At 52.5% G+C, this 16,466-nt stretch carries 18 protein-coding genes; 13 read left to right on the top strand and 5 right to left on the bottom strand.

Annotated features, from left to right (window positions below):
- Positions 1 to 31 precede the first annotated feature (31 nt).
- From QCD60_RS18530 to QCD60_RS18515, 4 genes are read left to right on the top strand one after another with little or no spacing between them, the layout of a single operon-like run.
- A complete protein-coding gene (locus QCD60_RS18530; RefSeq protein ID WP_279787706.1) occupies positions 32 to 808 on the top strand; it encodes an ATP-binding protein in 777 nt (258 codons plus the stop codon).
- A gap of 3 nt (positions 809 to 811) precedes the next feature.
- Complete coding sequence (gene dapE / locus QCD60_RS18525) at positions 812 to 1,948, top strand: succinyl-diaminopimelate desuccinylase (RefSeq protein ID WP_279787705.1); 1,137 nt, start codon at positions 812 to 814, stop codon at positions 1,946 to 1,948.
- A gap of 1 nt (position 1,949) precedes the next feature.
- Positions 1,950 to 2,216, top strand: a complete 267-nt coding sequence (locus QCD60_RS18520; protein WP_279787704.1) for a hypothetical protein — start codon at positions 1,950 to 1,952, stop codon at positions 2,214 to 2,216.
- A gap of 1 nt (position 2,217) precedes the next feature.
- A complete protein-coding gene (locus tag QCD60_RS18515) occupies positions 2,218 to 2,583 on the top strand; it encodes a hypothetical protein (RefSeq protein ID WP_279787703.1) in 366 nt (121 codons plus the stop codon).
- A 112-nt stretch (positions 2,584 to 2,695) separates the two neighbouring features.
- On the opposite strand, the gene QCD60_RS18510 is transcribed toward QCD60_RS18515, so the two are convergent.
- Positions 2,696 to 3,130 (bottom strand): DUF3010 family protein, encoded by a 435-nt coding sequence (locus QCD60_RS18510; protein WP_110185786.1) that lies wholly within the window; start codon positions 3,128 to 3,130, stop codon positions 2,696 to 2,698.
- Between the two features lie 314 nt (positions 3,131 to 3,444).
- On the opposite strand from QCD60_RS18510, the gene QCD60_RS18505 reads away from it, so the two are divergent.
- Entirely contained in the window at positions 3,445 to 3,876 is a 432-nt protein-coding gene (locus tag QCD60_RS18505; RefSeq protein WP_279787702.1) for an acyl-CoA thioesterase, read from the top strand.
- Positions 3,877 to 3,957: 81 nt separating this feature from the next.
- Here the strand turns inward: QCD60_RS18505 and QCD60_RS18500 are convergent, their stop codons facing one another.
- Both QCD60_RS18500 and rsmC read right to left on the bottom strand, forming a co-directional pair.
- Positions 3,958 to 5,067, bottom strand: a complete 1,110-nt coding sequence (locus QCD60_RS18500) for an AraC family transcriptional regulator (RefSeq protein ID WP_104156322.1) — start codon at positions 5,065 to 5,067, stop codon at positions 3,958 to 3,960.
- 40 nt (positions 5,068 to 5,107) lie between these two features.
- Positions 5,108 to 6,148: a 16S rRNA (guanine(1207)-N(2))-methyltransferase RsmC gene (gene rsmC / locus QCD60_RS18495; protein ID WP_279787701.1), complete on the bottom strand. Its 1,041-nt coding sequence runs from the start codon at positions 6,146 to 6,148 to the stop codon at positions 5,108 to 5,110.
- A 470-nt stretch (positions 6,149 to 6,618) separates the two neighbouring features.
- Between rsmC and QCD60_RS18490 the strand changes: the two genes are divergently transcribed.
- The 5 genes from QCD60_RS18490 to QCD60_RS18470 all read left to right on the top strand — a co-directional run bounded on the left by QCD60_RS18490 (position 6,619) and on the right by QCD60_RS18470 (position 11,382).
- Entirely contained in the window at positions 6,619 to 7,023 is a 405-nt protein-coding gene (locus QCD60_RS18490; protein ID WP_279787700.1) for an EF-hand domain-containing protein, read from the top strand.
- 573 nt (positions 7,024 to 7,596) lie between these two features.
- On the top strand, positions 7,597 to 7,815 hold the full coding sequence (locus QCD60_RS18485) for an EF-hand domain-containing protein (protein WP_110185792.1): 219 nt from the start codon (positions 7,597 to 7,599) through the stop codon (positions 7,813 to 7,815).
- 263 nt (positions 7,816 to 8,078) lie between these two features.
- Positions 8,079 to 9,374, top strand: a complete 1,296-nt coding sequence (locus QCD60_RS18480; RefSeq protein ID WP_279787699.1) for a HAMP domain-containing sensor histidine kinase — start codon at positions 8,079 to 8,081, stop codon at positions 9,372 to 9,374.
- 59 nt (positions 9,375 to 9,433) lie between these two features.
- Positions 9,434 to 9,976 carry a hypothetical protein gene (locus QCD60_RS18475; RefSeq protein WP_279787698.1) on the top strand — a complete coding sequence of 181 codons (543 nt, stop codon included), beginning with the start codon at positions 9,434 to 9,436 and terminating at the stop codon, positions 9,974 to 9,976.
- A gap of 41 nt (positions 9,977 to 10,017) precedes the next feature.
- The gene (locus QCD60_RS18470; protein WP_279787697.1) at positions 10,018 to 11,382 is read left to right on the top strand and encodes a sigma 54-interacting transcriptional regulator; all 1,365 of its coding nucleotides are present in this window, start codon (positions 10,018 to 10,020) and stop codon (positions 11,380 to 11,382) included.
- A gap of 64 nt (positions 11,383 to 11,446) precedes the next feature.
- Here QCD60_RS18470 and QCD60_RS18465 read toward each other — a convergent pair whose 3' ends face one another.
- Positions 11,447 to 12,313, bottom strand: coding sequence for a MurR/RpiR family transcriptional regulator (locus tag QCD60_RS18465; protein ID WP_110185796.1), 867 nt, complete (start codon positions 12,311 to 12,313; stop codon positions 11,447 to 11,449).
- A 345-nt stretch (positions 12,314 to 12,658) separates the two neighbouring features.
- Between QCD60_RS18465 and zwf the strand changes: the two genes are divergently transcribed.
- Genes zwf through eda form a run of 3 tightly spaced genes read left to right on the top strand, consistent with a single transcriptional unit; the run spans position 12,659 to position 15,513 of the window.
- The gene (gene zwf, locus QCD60_RS18460) at positions 12,659 to 14,134 is read left to right on the top strand and encodes a glucose-6-phosphate dehydrogenase (protein ID WP_279787696.1); all 1,476 of its coding nucleotides are present in this window, start codon (positions 12,659 to 12,661) and stop codon (positions 14,132 to 14,134) included.
- Positions 14,127 to 14,816: a 6-phosphogluconolactonase gene (pgl, locus tag QCD60_RS18455; RefSeq protein WP_279787695.1), complete on the top strand. Its 690-nt coding sequence runs from the start codon at positions 14,127 to 14,129 to the stop codon at positions 14,814 to 14,816. The genes zwf and pgl overlap by 8 nt, the downstream gene beginning before the upstream one ends.
- A gap of 37 nt (positions 14,817 to 14,853) precedes the next feature.
- Complete coding sequence (gene eda, locus QCD60_RS18450; protein WP_279787694.1) at positions 14,854 to 15,513, top strand: bifunctional 4-hydroxy-2-oxoglutarate aldolase/2-dehydro-3-deoxy-phosphogluconate aldolase; 660 nt, start codon at positions 14,854 to 14,856, stop codon at positions 15,511 to 15,513.
- Between the two features lie 95 nt (positions 15,514 to 15,608).
- Here eda and eutC read toward each other — a convergent pair whose 3' ends face one another.
- Complete coding sequence (gene eutC, locus QCD60_RS18445; protein WP_279787693.1) at positions 15,609 to 16,466, bottom strand: ethanolamine ammonia-lyase subunit EutC; 858 nt, start codon at positions 16,464 to 16,466, stop codon at positions 15,609 to 15,611.

The following is a 16,466-nucleotide window of genomic DNA, read 5'->3' as shown; positions in this document are numbered from 1 at the left end:
TCAGTATGATGGGGCACTGAAGGAGAGCCCCATGTCATTCGTCAACTGGAAAACTACCTACGCGGCTGTATGGCGCGTCCATACTCATCAGTTGCGGCCCATCAGTCGGCTCGATCCTGTTCGTCTGACGTCCTTGCTTGGTGTGGAACGTCAGAAGCAGGCACTTCTGAGCAATACTCAGCACTTTCTGCAAGGAAAGCCCAGTAACCATACGCTGCTATGGGGTTCCAGAGGGACCGGAAAATCTTCACTTATCAAAGCGTTACTTAACGAACTGGCCCCACAGGGGCTCAGAGTCGTGCAGGTCGACAAAGAGGACTTACTGTGGCTGCCGGAAATTCTTGATCTGCTGGAAGCCGAACCCTATCGCTTCATCATTTTCTGCGACGACATGTCATTTGAAGAAGGTGAAGTGGGCTACAAGCCACTGAAATCCATATTGGAAGGCGGACTGGAACTCCCTCCTGAGCACGTGCGCATCTATGCCACCTCCAACCGACGTCACTTGTTACCTGAACACATGTCAGACAATCAACAGACTCAGGTCGTGGATGGAGAGATCCACTACGCCGATGCGGTTGAAGACAAGATGGCCCTTTCAGACCGATTTGGCTTGTGGCTGTCCTTTTACCCAGCCAGCTGGGACACCTACTTCACCATGGTTGATCAGCTGTTTGGGGACGTTAACGCTGACCGATCAGCGCTGCACCAGACAGCCCGCCTGTTTGCAATGGGGCGAGCCAGCCACAGTGGACGCACCGCCAAGCAGTTCTATCAACATTACCTCGCCACTCTGCAAGATAGTTGAGCAATGACCACACTCTCCCCCACTTTAACCCTGGCTGCCGAGCTGATTCGCCGCCCCTCCGTGACACCTGAAGACTTTGGCTGTCAGGAGCTGATGATTGAGCGCCTGCAGGCGCTGGGCTTTCAGATCGAACGTCTGCGTTTTGAAGATACCGATAACTTCTGGGCCCGCCGTGGCACGGAAGGCCCTCTACTGTGCTTTGCTGGCCATACCGATGTTGTTCCTACCGGCCCACTGGAAAAGTGGGACAGCCCACCTTTCGAGCCCAGCTTCCGGGATGGCTATCTGTATGGCCGTGGTGCTGCCGATATGAAAGGCAGCCTGGCAGCCATGATCACGGCTGTTGAACGCTTTATCGATCACCATCCTGACCACAAAGGCTCTATTGCATTCCTGATCACCAGCGATGAGGAAGGCCCCTTTATCAATGGCACGGTGCGAGTGATAGAAACCCTCGAAGCACGTCAGGAAAAGATCACCTGGTGTATAGTCGGAGAGCCATCCAGTACAGAGAAGGTGGGTGACATCATTAAGAATGGCCGTCGCGGCTCTATCAGTGGCCATCTCCAGGTCAAGGGGATTCAGGGGCATGTTGCCTACCCGCACTTGGTGGACAATCCCATTCACAAAGCCGCGCCTGCACTAGCTGAACTGGCACAGACCCAATGGGATAATGGCAATGCCTTCTTCCCTCCCACCAGTTTCCAGATTTCCAACATTCATGCTGGTACAGGCGCTACCAACGTGGTGCCCGGTGAAGTAGACGCCCAGTTTAACTTTCGCTTTTCCACTGAGAGCACAGCAGAACAGCTGCAACAGCGCACCGAGGCAGTGCTGAACAAACACGGTCTGGATTACCAGTTAAAGTGGACCTTGAGTGGCCACCCCTTCCTGACAGCCGAGGGTGATCTGGTTGCCGCCTGTGTCGAAAGCATCAAAGCCGTTGCAGGCTATGACACTGAGCTATCCACTTCAGGCGGTACCTCTGACGGCCGTTTCATAGCACCAACAGGCGCTCAGGTTGTCGAGCTCGGCCCGGTCAATGCCACCATTCACAAGATCAATGAATGTGTTCGCAGCAAGGACCTCGATACGCTGTCTGACCTGTATGAGAATATTATGGCGCGGCTTTTAAGCTGATATGACCATACTGGCTTCCTGGCTCGACACCATCAGGGCACGCAGTGAACAGCCATTGCGCTACCTGATCAGAATGCTGGTCGGAGCCCTGCTATTCTTTCCCGGGGTCGCAATTCATATCGTGGCCCCCTGGTTCCACCTGCCACCTCAGACAGAGTACTGGGTGGGCACGGTGGGCATTGCCGCTGCAGTCATCGGAGGGCTGATCGCTTTGAGTGGCTACCTGATGATTTTGCTGATTTGGCTAGTACGTTTTCTGGACACCTGATATGCCCCGACATCCTGACATAGAAATCTATGTAAAAAATGCCTCCGTTGAGAGCATCCGCTCCTGGCTGGAACAGTGCTTTGGCGAGCTGCCACCGTTTAAGAAACGTGGTGACAGTCAGCACACCAAGGTTCAGGGCATTCCGATCACTGTTGTAGAGCGGGCAGCCGGCAAGGAGTTCACCAGCATTTGGTTTGACTCGGCAGCCACTCCCTGGGAAACCGACCTGGATTGCGCCAAAGAAGCCAGCAAGGTGCTGTCTTGCCAGGTGCGCTGTATTCGCAGTGGCTGGGAAGAGCAGCAAGATCCAGATGAATGGTGGAAGGTGGATGATGATGAAGTCACAGCCATCCTCTGGAAAGGCTGATCGACGAGTTATCCCCACTTAGGGTTGATAGTCTTGTGGAAAAGCTCAGGAAAAAGCCTGAAAGCCACGTGGCATCAGGCTTTCCACTGCTGACCGAGAAATACTCAATGTATTACTCGGTACCTGCCAGCTGCTTATTCAGCCAGGTATAGGCAGCAAGAAATGCTTCTTTTTGAAAGCGCTTGACCCCAATATCCTGTTCATTTACCGGAAAGCGACTTAAAACACTCTTGATGTCGCTGGGTTCTAACAGCGTTGAGTTCAAATTTTCAATCAGCTGAATAGCCGTTTCCATTTTAAAGGTCGCCCCCTCTCCAGCAAAACGCCCCTTGTGTGGACGACTGATCATGGCGACATGATCGACCTTGTAATCCTCAATCAGCTTGGCAAAGGTGAACTGGAAATGACGGATCCCCTCAGCGTTGGCATCATCTTTGAGCGTGATCCGATTGGTACGGCAGGGCAACCAGTGAAACAGTCCACGATCACGCTCCAGCAGTGCCACAATGGCCTCACCACCTTTAAACTCAACTCCACAAACGCGCATAAGCACCTCTTCCAGAATAAGGCGTTCATTCTACTGATATCCGCCTCAGACCTCACCTGCACTGCCATCTTATCCACAGAAAATCTGGACAACTCTGTGCACAAGACAGTAATAGCGAGCAGAACATCTAGATTCCGGTTGTTCTGCAAGGCAGGAATACTTTAGTCTAAGCCGCGCAAAATCGGGCTAATGCAGCACCCTGAGCAGCATCTGTACAGACACGTTGTCTGAGTGCTGCTTTTTCAACCATCTTCAAGCCTGACAATACGATGCATCACTACCACCCCGAATCGTCCTATAAACATAAGGTAAGAATGATGGTTACGCCTCACTACATGATCACCACAAGCGTACGCGACTATGAATGTGACATGCAGGGCATAGTGAACAACGCCGTTTATCAGAACTATATGGAGCACTGCCGCCATGAGTTCATCAAACAAATAGGTTTAGACTTCGCAGAACTGACCCGAGCTGGTATTCATGTTGTTGTTGCTCGTGCCGAGCTGGACTATCTGGCCCCGCTTAGCAGTGGAGACGAGTTCACGGTTGCACTCAGGGTTGCGCGCCAGGGCAGGATTCGAGTCATCTTCGAGCAAGCAATTCATCGTACGTCTGACAATAAACTAATGGTAAAAGGCCGCTTCACCTGTGCAGCCATGACAGCCAATGGACGCCCCTGCAGAGACACCACGCTGCTGACTCCTCTGCTAGCCATCGCGGACGATGCAACTGATGCCAGCTAGTCTCCCGCACAGCAAAAAGGGCGCATGAGCGCCCCTTTTTTCTTAGTCCGGCTTACTGAACGCAGATCTCAAACAACTACATCAGGACATCGCTTCCATCACATCAACCTGCTGTCCACGAGCAGGAGTCCATTTGCGTCTTAACTCCCGCGGACTCATATCCATCCATGCCCGCGTAAAGCGGCTCAGACCATTCTGACTTTGAAATCCTAACTGGCTGCTCACCTTGATAAGAGGGATGTCCGGATTGGTGAATAACACTCTGGCACGATGGCGGCGCACGTTTTCCAGCAAATCCTGAAACAACAGGTCTTCTTCTGACAACTTGCGCTGCAATGAACGGGGACTCATGTACAGCTGCGCTGCTACATACTCCAGAGTCACTTTCTTCTGCCCCAAGCCTTTGGCAATGATTAGCTTAACCTTCTGCCCCAGCGCCACGGGTGAGGAGTCAGAAATGAACCGCCGGAGCTCTTCACCCTGCCCTTCAATGTAGGAATACAGTGGCTTGGTCGCCTCCTCCACGCTGTAGCGCAGCGCAATCCGAAAACCATCGGCGACAACAGGAGCTGCAAAAAACTCCTCATAGCGAGGGAACATGGCCTTATTGTAATGGACGACCTGAACAGGCTTGATGGGTGAAGCAGTTACAAACCGGCTCAGGGTTACGATGGTAGACAGATTAGCGTCCACCAACGCGGTGGATATGCTGTCAAAGTCCTGATTAGGCACCAAGCCAATTTCTACATAGTCGGCGGTCTGCTCGATCGCAACCTCACCCAGATTACAAATACGATGAAAATTATCACCATAGGCCTGTAATGCCTTGAGCAGGTTGGACTGAGATAACACTTCCAATGACAGACTATTGAAGCTCATGGGGTGAAGATGGAGCCCCACCAACAGGCCGAAGTCAGGATGAGTCTTTTCTACTTCCTTGCATAACAGCCTCAACCGTTCAGCATCCATCACTGCGGTTGGGCAACTGAGATCCTCTTCTTTCAGTTGGAAACGAGCAAAGAGTTCACTGGCATTTATTCCCAGGCTTAACAGTGTTCTGAATACACATGCAACCCAGGCTGAATTCACATATTCACGCATAGTTATTTGCCTAACTGTAAAATTCATCTTAGGCCAAATGTTGAGCCTTTCCTGGCGACCAGCCTCGTTACTTGATATCCCATTGTTCATCCCTGAACGCTGTCTAACACCGCAACATTGGCGTTAACTGTTACCCCCTGGCTGAATACACCTTGAACTTCGTTGTTTCAGCCACAACGGCAACACGCTTGAACTGCTCCTGCAACCATCCTTCATAGGGAAGATGCGCGTTGGCGACCACTTCAAGCCAGCCGTCATACACGATCTTTTTTCGAGCCTGCGCAATCAGCTCGGTCACTGCACGATAATCCGTCTTGATTCCCGTGTGAAACGGCGGATTACTCAGTACCACCTTGAATCGCCCTTCGATATCCGACCACGCATTACTCGGATACACCAGCGCTTCTATGCCATTTTGAGCCAGTGTGCGCCTGGCGCTTTCCAATGCCAAGGCACTCACATCAATTAATTCGATGTCCAGCTGCGGATTTCGTCGTTTTGCAACTGCCCCAATAATGCCTGCTCCGCAGCCAAAGTCCAGAACACGACCTTGCTCTGGCAACTTCATATTCGGCAGTAATAACGCTGTACCCTCGTCTAATTCACCAAGACTGAATACGCCCGGTAGACTTACAACCTGCAATTCGGTGTCGTCCAGGACAACACTTGAATAATGCAACCAACTCTCGATATCAAAAACAGGAAACGCCCGATCCACTGTTACTCTGTATAGAGTACAGCGTCGCGCGTTGTCCAGTTTACTTAGTTCGATTTCATGGTCCTCAAGGAGAATCTTGGCCGCACTTTTCACGCCTTCCTGATGTTCTCCCACGATCCAGAGCTGCCGTCCGGCATCCATGTGACTTAACAGCATGCTCAATAGCATACGTGCCAGCTCTTTTGACTTGGGCCAGTACAACAAAACATCAGCATTGTCTGGCAGCTCATTAGCAACAGCAGCAAAATGGCTTTGAAAGCCTGCCTGCTGCAATTCGCTATGAACGCGAAAATCCTGCGAGAAAAAATGCAGAACCGTATCTGCGCTCCATGGTTGCCATACTCCTATCTCTGGAGCATTGACCACCAGCAGTGATGATGACGCTTCGAATACAGAAAGATTGCGAGAGATAACCTGGCTCACGGGCAACCAGGTACTTGCAGCTGAGTTCATTCAGTTTCCTGTCAACGGGGATAGCTTAATTGACAGCTGGTGACGTCCATCAAAATAACCTCACCCGCTGCCTGAGCAGTATAACGGCGATACCTTGCATGTGCTGAATTTATGACTAGTCGCTTTTAGCTGCGTGTCGCCAATTAATGACACTTTAAATGGCTGAAACTACTGGTCGTCGCAAATCAGCAACAACGGCAAAACCTTGTCGTTGTTGCTACGGACTGAAATCATCAGCATCCCTCAGTTAAAGATGTCTCTATTTAGCGACACTTTCATACCTATCCAGGGGGAAAATTTCCCTCTTCTCTTAACTCACACGAAAAAAATCAACTAAACCATTGTTTTTAAATGATTTTTAAAAAGATGGCACGGGGTTTGATATATACTCTGTGACGCAACCGCAAATGCGGTGCTGGGCAAGAAGGCTTCATCCTAAACCGACTGCCACAGCCACCCCGGAAGTCTTCTTGTCCAGCAGCGTCACACATTCTGCGATCATGCCTGTTGTCGAGCACTTATACGAAAGTAGCTCCAGCTCTGAGCGAGCTGGCAAGAGCGTGACAAGCAATGAACATTTGAAAGAACGTGAGAACCGCGCCATGACACGCACAGGTATTTATACAGGTGTTGGTATCCATTTGGTGGTCTTGGTCGCACTGCTGCTTCTGTTAATACCGTTTCGTCAGTCAGATGCCAGCACTGTGATTGAGGATCTCTTTGACCAGCTGGATAGCAATTATGATGAACAGTTACAACCTGCAGAGGCTGCACAGCTGCCGGGTCTGAAAGCAGCGTTCTCACAACTGGACAAAAACAACAGTAAAACGCTGGACCTTAGTGAGTTTAAGCAACTCAAGCAGCTTCGGTCTTGAGCACATAAGTGTTTTGACAATTCATCCAGCCAGGGTTGGCTGGAGAGTCAAATGATCCCACAGGATTGTGGGACCAGGCAGGAAGCTCAACAAGGATGATACCTGACCTACGATTGTTGAGGACGCCAACAGGGAGAGACAAGCTCATCGTAGTGCTAACGTATTTGCTACGTCTGGATGCAGGATGCAGAGCCTCTGCATGAGGTGAGGAAAAGGACAGGCATTTCCAATAAAGGAGCTCAAAGCAATGGATTGCCGGCACTGGTTTTTGTCAGGGAAGCAAAGCCAGTTGCAAGCAGGAGGTGATAGTCATCCAACATCACCAGCAGTTCACGGACGAACAGGTCAGGATGACCGCGTCAAGGATGTAGAGATCCAAGAAGGATCAGACCAGCCGCTATGGACAGAGGCTGGTTGGCATCTCCAGCAAGGTGTCCGGCCGCAATGCGTATTGCTTTCCCCTTCAGGATGAAAATGCATTACGTATGGCCGGGTTGCCTTTTTGTCATGTATTACGACTCCTGAAGGTCGTGACAGAAAGCAGTAGAACCTCAGCGAAAGGACCCTGCACAGATGAAGAAAATCAGTCTGCTAGCCTTGTGTCTGGTGGTTTCCGGTACGGCTAATGCCCTTGGAAACGAGGCATTCAATCAGGTCGATGAAGACCAGAACGGAACCATCAGTGTCAGCGAGGCCCAAATCAACGAAGCCCTCAGCCTCCAATTCGCCGAGCTGGATGTGAATCAAGACGGTGTTTTGAGTGCTGAAGAGTTTGCAAATTTTCAAAGTTAAGACCGCTTCGTACTCCTTACGGGTATGAGCCACGATCTTAACTGAACATTGTTATTTTCATCATGCTGACTAAGCTAAGGCATCCTCCCCGCCTCCTCACAGTGAGCTTTCGCCCCTCGATGCCTGCCACGTCCACTGTTAGCCGTCACTGGCGCCCGAGAACACTACTCCAGCTCGTGTTGCTGGGTTTTGTACTGGTTACAGCACCTCTCCTGTACCTGATCTATGAAACCACCCACTCATTAGACACTGTTGCCAGTCGGATGCAGCAGTACAGTCAGGAAGCACTGTCGACGACTCAAAGGGGTCAACAACTGGTCAGCCTCTCCATCGAACTGGAGCGCACGGCACGACAGTTCCAGGTCGTCCGAGCCGACAGCCTGCACACCTTGTTTTCACAACAACTGGACCGTTTCAGAAACTTGCTGGAGCTACAACATCAGCAGGCAGATATTGGTGGCTTGTACCAGGAGCTGGAACAACTGCTTGTCCCATTGCCTGACCTTGTGAGTGGCCAGGATACTGCCAACGAGCTTGATACTGTCTTGACCCAGATTGATAACAAGACTGAACAGCTACGCGACAGCGTGGATAAACTGGTTAATCAGCGTCTCGATGAGCTTAACCACTTTAATGAAGACACCCGGACTCACCTGTTGCTTTCCTCAACCCTTCTGCTCGCTCTCAGTCTGGTGCTGATGATCATGAGTGGTCTGGTCATTACCCGCCCCGTTCGCCGTCTGGAGAAAATGATCACACTGCTGGGAGAAGGTAAGGCCCTTCCTTCCAATCGGATTGGAGGCCCGGCAGAGCTGGCTAATCTTGGCGGCAAACTGCACTGGCTGGATCAACAACTTGCATCCCTCGAACAGCAGAAAAAGCAATTTCTGCGGCACATGTCACACGAACTCAAAACGCCGCTTGCCAGCCTGCGTGAAGGCGCTGATCTATTGGGGGAAGGTGTACTGGGAGAGCTCAACACCTCGCAGCAAGAGGTTGTGGAGCTGATGCAATATAACAGCCAGCAACTACAGCGTCTGATAGAGCAACTGCTGGACTACAACATGCTCCATCAGAATTTGCCAATGGCAGTGAGTGCGTGTGAACTGCCCACTCTCATCAAGGAAGTAGTCACACTGCATCAGCTGAGCGTGCAACAGAAGCAGATCCACCTGCAAACCCAGGGCGATGCTCTGAGCTGGCCAGCCGACCGGCACAAGTTGCAACGCTGCCTCGACAATCTGATTTCCAATGCCATCAACTATGGCGCACGGGAAGGTCAGATATTGGTTGCCTGGCAAACAATCAACAACCGGCTGATCATTGACGTCGCCAATACCGGTCAGGCCATAGTTGCTGCGGAACGAGCTCGTATCTTTGAACCCTTCTATCAGGGACAGTCTCAACGTCTGGGGCCGTTGAAAGGCTCTGGAATCGGTTTGAGTGTCGCCAGAGACTGCATAGAAGCCCATGGCGGCAGTCTTACCTTGCACGACCTCCATGGCTTTGATGTATGCTTCCGTATCGAACTGCCAGAGTCTGAACACCTCGCGGTGTAATCTTCCTGACCGGCCCTGCGGCCGCTCCTCTCGGACTCAGCCCAGCAATGGACTAGACCATGATTAACAAAGCCATCCCTCTGGTACTGAGCATACTTGTGCTTGGTGGGTGCCAGACCATGCAACAAAAAACGGCCAGTAGTGGTAGTGGCTGTCGATTAAGCGGCGCTGGGAGCAGCTGTGCAGCACAGGAAGTACAGCAACTGCTGCACATTCAGCGCCAGCTCAATGTAATGACATATGTCGAAAGAGAGCGCTGGTTAAAGAAACAGGGCCAGAAACAGCCCTGGCCAGCGCCTGTACTGGCGGTTGTTGCCTACACGTCAACGGATGCTACGCTGGAACAGCGGCAAAAGGTCGCTGGTCTGATGCAAAAGCTGCCCCCGAATCTGAGCTATGACAGCCGCAGCCTGCTGAATCTGATGAGCGAGAGTAATCAGCAGCAGCTTGCATTGATCAGAATGCTGCAAAAGAGCCAGAAAAATAATGATCAGCTGCAAAGCCAGATATCGGACCTTGAAGGCAAGATCAAAGCCCTTACTGCAATCGAGGAAAAACTGGCTCCCAATGAAGCCGTTGGCAGTGGCAATACCAAGCCCTGACAGCCCGCGCCATAACCCTACTTAATTTCGACACTTAACTCATGAGCCTGAACGGACCAATACTTCTCGTCGACGACGACCCCAGCCTGCTTAAGCTGCTCACAATGCGCCTTAATGCCAGTGGCTACGAGGTGATCAGCACCGAGCACCCTACGGAGGTCATGGGGCTGATTGAAAGCCGCCATCCACAGGTGGTAATTTCCGATCTGAAGATGGATGAGATGGATGGCCTGACCCTGTTTGGCCATATTCAAAAACGCCACCCCACGCTTCCCGTAATATTATTGACCGCCCATGGTTCCATTCCAGAGGCTGTCAGTGCAACCCAGCAAGGCGTATTCAGCTTCCTGACCAAACCCATTGATAAGAACGCCCTGCTGGAAACCCTTGAGAAAGCCTGCTCCCATTACAGCACCCCCGACGCCAGCGAAACCTGGCGCGCAGCCATCATCACACAAAGTCCACTGATGGAAACACTGCTGGAGCAGGCAAAACGGGTAGCAGAGGCAGATGTCAGTATTTTGGTCAGTGGCGCCAGCGGCACCGGAAAGGAGTTGATGGCGCAAGCCATTCATCTGGCCAGCCCCCGCAACAAGAAACCCTTCATCGCGATCAACTGCGGTGCCTTACCTGAACAATTGCTGGAGTCGGAGCTCTTCGGCCACGTGAAGGGCGCCTTTACTGGTGCCGTTACCCATCATGAAGGGCTGTTTCAGGCCGCTCATGGTGGCACGCTTTTTCTGGATGAAATAGGCGACATGCCCTATCCGCTGCAGGTCAAACTGCTTCGCGCCCTGCAGGAACGGCAAATCCGCCCGCTGGGCAGCACCAAGGCCGTCGATATAGACGTCCGCATAGTGTCTGCCACTCATCGCAACCTCAAGGCAGCCATTGAAGCCAAGGAGTTTCGCGAAGACCTGTTCTATCGGCTCAATGTCGTCAATCTGCGTCTGCCATCACTACGTGAGCGAGCAGAGGACATCCCGTTACTTGCACGCTACCTGCTGCAACGAGCAGCCAGCGGCCACAGAAGTTACGTCAAAGGCTTCTCTCCCGACGCCCTGGCCCTGTTGAGCTGTGCCTCCTGGCCCGGCAACGTACGGCAGCTGGTCAATGTCGTTGAACAGTGCGTCGCCCTGACCTCTACACCGATGATTACCGAGGGGCTGGTTTCTCAGGCGTTAGCCGAACAGGCCGAGAGTTTTCCTTCATTCATTGAGGCAAGAAATCAGTTCGAGCGTAACTATCTCATCAAAGTGCTGAAGCTGACCGAAGGCTCGGCCAGCCAGGCTGCCAAAATTGCACAACGCAATCGCACGGACTTCTACAAACTACTGGCACGTCATGATCTGGAGCCTGCCGACTTCAAGCCGGGCGGAAGCCAGCATCAGCCATTGCCGGACTAGTCAGGGAAGCAGAAAACAAGGAACATCAGCCCTTGCGGTTACCAAGGGCTGAGAGCAGGAGGAATTAGTCTTCGCTGGGATAGCGAGTATCTTTCAAACTGTCTTTGATCTTCTTCAGATGGGCATGGAAATCAACACCACGGCGGAGTATCACCCCTGTAGAAAGTACGTCCAGCATCGCCAGATGCACGATGCGAGAACTCATCGGCATATAGATATCGGTGTTCTCATCCGGTGAAACCGGTAACGACAGGGTACACTGCTTGGCCAAGGGAGAGTCAGGCGTGGTAATCCCCAGCACCGTTGCACCTGTTTCACGCGCAATCTGGGCGATCTCTACCAGCTCACGAGTACGCCCTGTATAGGAAATGATGACGATCATATCCCCACGATGAGCCGCAGAAGACACCATGCGCATCATCAGAACATCGTCATAGGCGGAAACAGGAATGTTGAAACGGAAGAATTTATGCTGTGCATCATATGCCACAGGACCAGATGCTCCCAGACCAAAGAACATGATCTGCTTGGCCTGGATCAGGTAATCCACCGCCTTATTGATCATGGTTGGGTCCAGCCGCTGTCGGGTATGCTCAAGCGCCTGTACGGTGGCTGCGAAGATTTTGTTGACATACTCTTCCGGCCCGTCTTCCGATTCTACATTCTGCCCGACATAAGGCGTGCCACTGGCCAGGCTTTGCGCCAGTTGCAACTTGAAATCGGGGAATCCTTTGGCGCTGAAACTACGACAGAAGCGGTTTACCGTTGGCTCGCTGACACCCGCCGCCTGTGCCAGTGTGGCAATGCTGGCACGCGTCGCTGACTGCGGATCTTTGAGTATGACTTCAGCTACCTTACGCTCGGAGCGATTCAGAGACTCCAATCTGGATCGGATGGCTTCCAGCAGATTGGAAAAGTACGGGGAGTGCATGCTTGGCTTTACCTGCAGACAAGTGTTGAACGGCCTGTACCACTAACTCTGTACCACGAAGGAACTTGATACACAGCAATTCAAACCTATTCAGTAAAGTTGATGAGTTGAAACCCCGCAATTGCTGAATCGATTCTTCTTGCTGACAAGTACCCGCAGAGGACAACGAAATGACACAAAACTGCAAGGATAATACTCGCTGAAACAGTTTTTGACCACTTGGGGCAAGCGTCAAGTCTGGCTTTCAAATGTTTTTTTAGTAAAATTACTAAACTATTTTTGAAATACAGGCTTGGAAAGCGCTATCAGCCCGTTTATAAGCTAAAAATTACTACTTGGTGCCATATGACAGTGAACAGCCAACACGCCTGCAACCTAGCCCTTTTTGGTGCCATGGGAGATCTTTCCCGGCGCAAACTTCTCAAAGCACTTTATTATCTGGATCGCGCGAACCTGCTTCACGCCGATACCCGCATCATTGGCCTGGCCCGCAATCCACTGGATGATCAGGGCTTCAAAGAGGTCGCCATAGAAAACCTCCAGCGCTTCATCCCTACCAGTGAACTGGACGATACCATCCTGCAGCGCTTTGTCGCCCGCCTCAGCTACATAGCGTTAGATATGACCGAAATTACCGGCTATCAGCTGCTGGCTGACCACATTGCCGCTGACAGCAAGCCCATGGTTGCCTATATGGCCACACCACCCAGTGTGTTTGGTGATATCTGTGCCAACCTGGACAAGGTCGGCCTTGGTCAGCTCCCCAATCGTATCGTTCTGGAGAAGCCGCTGGGCAAGGATCTCGCATCCTCACAGGAAATCAATGACAAGGTTGCTGAGCACTTCAAAGAGCAGCAGATCTACCGCATCGATCATTACCTGGGCAAAGAAACCGTACAGAACCTGATTGCCCTGCGCTTTGCCAACAACCTGTTTGGCTCGCAGTGGAACCAGAATCATATCGACCATGTACAAATCACCGTGGCGGAAGAGGTCGGGGTTGAAGGTCGCTGGAGCTACTACGACAAATCCGGCCAGATGCGCGATATGATCCAGAACCATCTGCTTCAGCTGCTCTGCCTGATTGCCATGGATCCGCCCTACGATCTGTCAGCTGACAGCATCCGCGACGAAAAACTGAAAGTACTACGCGCACTCAAACCCATGACTGGCGAGCGACTGTCGCAAAACTCCGTGCGCGGCCAATACGTAGCAGGCACCCAGCATGGCAAAGCCGTTCCTGGCTATCTGGAAGAAGAAGGCGCCAATCTGCAGTCCACCACCGAGACCTTCGTTGCCCTGAAAGCCGAAATAGGCAACTGGCGCTGGGCTGGCGTCCCCTTCTACCTGCGTACGGGCAAGCGCATGCCCTCCAAGGTATCGGAAATCATCATCCAATTCCGCCAGCAGCCGCACTATATCTTTGCCCCCGACCAACGCAACATCGCCAGCAACAAACTGATCATCCGCCTGCAACCGGATGAAGGCATGACACTGCAGATTGCCACCAAGGATCAGGGCCTCGACAAAGGCATGCGCTTACGCAGTGGCCCACTGGAACTGAACTTCTCTGAAGCCTTCAAGCAGGATCGTATCCCTGATGCCTATGAACGCTTGCTACTGGAAGTCATGCTGGGCAACCAGTCCCTGTTCGTGCGACGCGATGAAGTTGAATACGCCTGGCGCTGGGTTGATCAGATCATTCAGGGTTGGGAAAACTCCAACGAGCCGCCGAAAAAATATCAGGCAGGCACCTGGGGGCCCGTGTCTTCCATTGCCCTGATCAGCCGTGATGGCCGGAGCTGGAACGAAGATGCGTAATTACTTTGCCAACCGTTTTCATGAGTTCAATGATGGCGAAGCGCTGGCAACAACCCTGAGCCATCGCATAGCTCAGGAACTCAGCAACAGCAGCACTCCAAGCCTGGCAGTCTCAGGCGGGCGTACTCCCACCAGAATGTTTCAGGCATTGGCAGAACAAGAATGCTGCTGGCCTGACACACTGGTGACTCTGGTGGATGAGCGCTGGGTCAACGAACAGCATGCTGATAGCAATGGTGCGCTGGTACGTCGCCATCTACTGCAACAGCAGGCTGCTGCAACCACCTTTCTTCCGCTGTATCAGAGTGGTGAACAGGTCAGCGCTCAGGCCGCTATTGAAGAAACGCTCAAGCAACTGCCCGCGACACTGGATGTAGCAGTACTCGGCATGGGCAATGACGGACATACCGCCTCGTTGTTTCCCGAGGCAGAGCAGCTGGCAGCAGCGATGGATATGCAACAATCTGCCCGCAGCCTGTTTGTTCAGCCCCCCACAGCCCCTCATTTGCGACTAACCCTGAGCCGGGCCTACCTGAGTGCCAGCAAGACACTGATATTGCACATCCAGGGTGAAGACAAGCTTGCCACGCTACAACAGGCTCTGGCAGAAGGTGACGAGATGGCCATGCCCATTCGCGCCTTTTTGCCCCTCCCCCAATTGGAAATCTACTGGTGTCCCTGAGGACCCCTCGTAGCCACCCTAACAAACACAGGAAGCCATGATGACCACTCAGACTACCAGTACCATCAGCCAGCAGATCGACTCGCTGTGCGCGCGCAACCCTATCATCCCGGTAATTGTCGTTGAACAGGCTGAGCAGATTCTGCCCCTGGCTCGCGCCCTTCAGGCGGGAGGCATTACAATTCTTGAGATCACACTGCGCTCAGATGCAGCGCTGGACGCCATTGCACTAGCCAAGAGCGAACTGGAAGGAATTACTGTCGGGGCAGGCACCGTCGTCAATGAAAAGCAGATGGATCAGGTTCTGGCAGCAGGAGCTGAGTTTATTGTGACACCTGGCCTATCCGTGGACCTGCTGAAAAGCGCCAAAAGCCGCAATGTGCCCTTCCTGCCCGGCGTAGCCACCGTGTCGGAAATCATCATGGGTCTGGATGCAGGCTTTGACCGCTTCAAGTTCTTCCCTGCTGAAGCAGCCGGTGGCCTGCCCTTTATCAAATCCCTGCATGGCCCATTTTCACAAGTGCGCTTCTGCCCGACCGGCGGCATTGGCCTGCACAACTACCTGGACTACCTCAAGCAGCCCAACATCATGGCAGTAGGTGGCAGCTGGGTTGTACCGAATGACGCCGTCAAACATGGCAACTGGGAACGTATTACTGAAATCACTCGTTCGTCACTAGTACCACTGCAGAAGTAAGAACCTTACTACTGCCTCACAACACTCAGGCCCTGCATATGGGTCTGAGTGCTTTTCAGCGAACCTGAAAATAACGCCCCTCCCTGACCCAGCAACTATTCCTTTGGCAACAGGAAATTCCTGTTTACAGAGGTCAGTATTTGAGCAGGCTCCACCTCGCTCTCGTCTTTCAATTGCACTCCCGACAATCCGCGACGATTCGCTTCCAGCAACAAATACATCAATTTCCCACAAGCCTGCTCATAGCTCAGACCCGCAGGACGAATATTAGAAATGCAGTTACGCGCAGCATCTGTCAGCCCGACCTTTGGCGCATAGGTAAAGTAGATACCCAGACTATCTGGCGAGCTCAGACCAGGGCGCTCACCAACCAAAAGCACCACCGTTCTGGCTCGCAGCACTTCCGCCACCTCATCCCCAACAGCCACTCTGCCCTGTTGCACCAGAACAACCGGCGCCAGGGTCAATCCGGATTGATCAAAGGCCGCAGCCAGACGGGAAACCATGGCAGCACTGTGCGCCTGAACAGCCTGAGACGACAGACCATCAACAATCACGATAGCCACATCCCATAGCCGCTCATCAGCCCCCAATACACCCTCATCGACACCTTCAGCGATCAGGGCGGCCGCAACTCGCTGCTCCAGCACACTGACCGATTCAGCATTCAACCTTCTTCCCCAGTCAGGCCGTTGCAGATACACCAGACGATTGTGAGCCCTGCTCTGCACCTGCAGCGATTCAAGCCCTGCTGAGGCTAACTGCCTCTGAAGTAACGCCATATCTAACGGCAGATGCACCGCATCTCGCGCTCGCGCATGATCAAGCTGAAACGCCAGTAATGCAGCGGTCGGCACACTGGTTCCAGCACGCCCAAGCGCAATGCGCGCATCAGTAAACTGACGCAAGTTAGACCACGCATTAACCACGACGGATGATTCCTGCTCACTCAT

Source organism: Pokkaliibacter sp. MBI-7 (assembly GCF_029846635.1).
Taxonomy (GTDB): Bacteria; Pseudomonadota; Gammaproteobacteria; order Pseudomonadales; family Balneatricaceae; genus Pokkaliibacter.
This window is presented reverse-complemented; position numbering and strand designations above follow the sequence as displayed.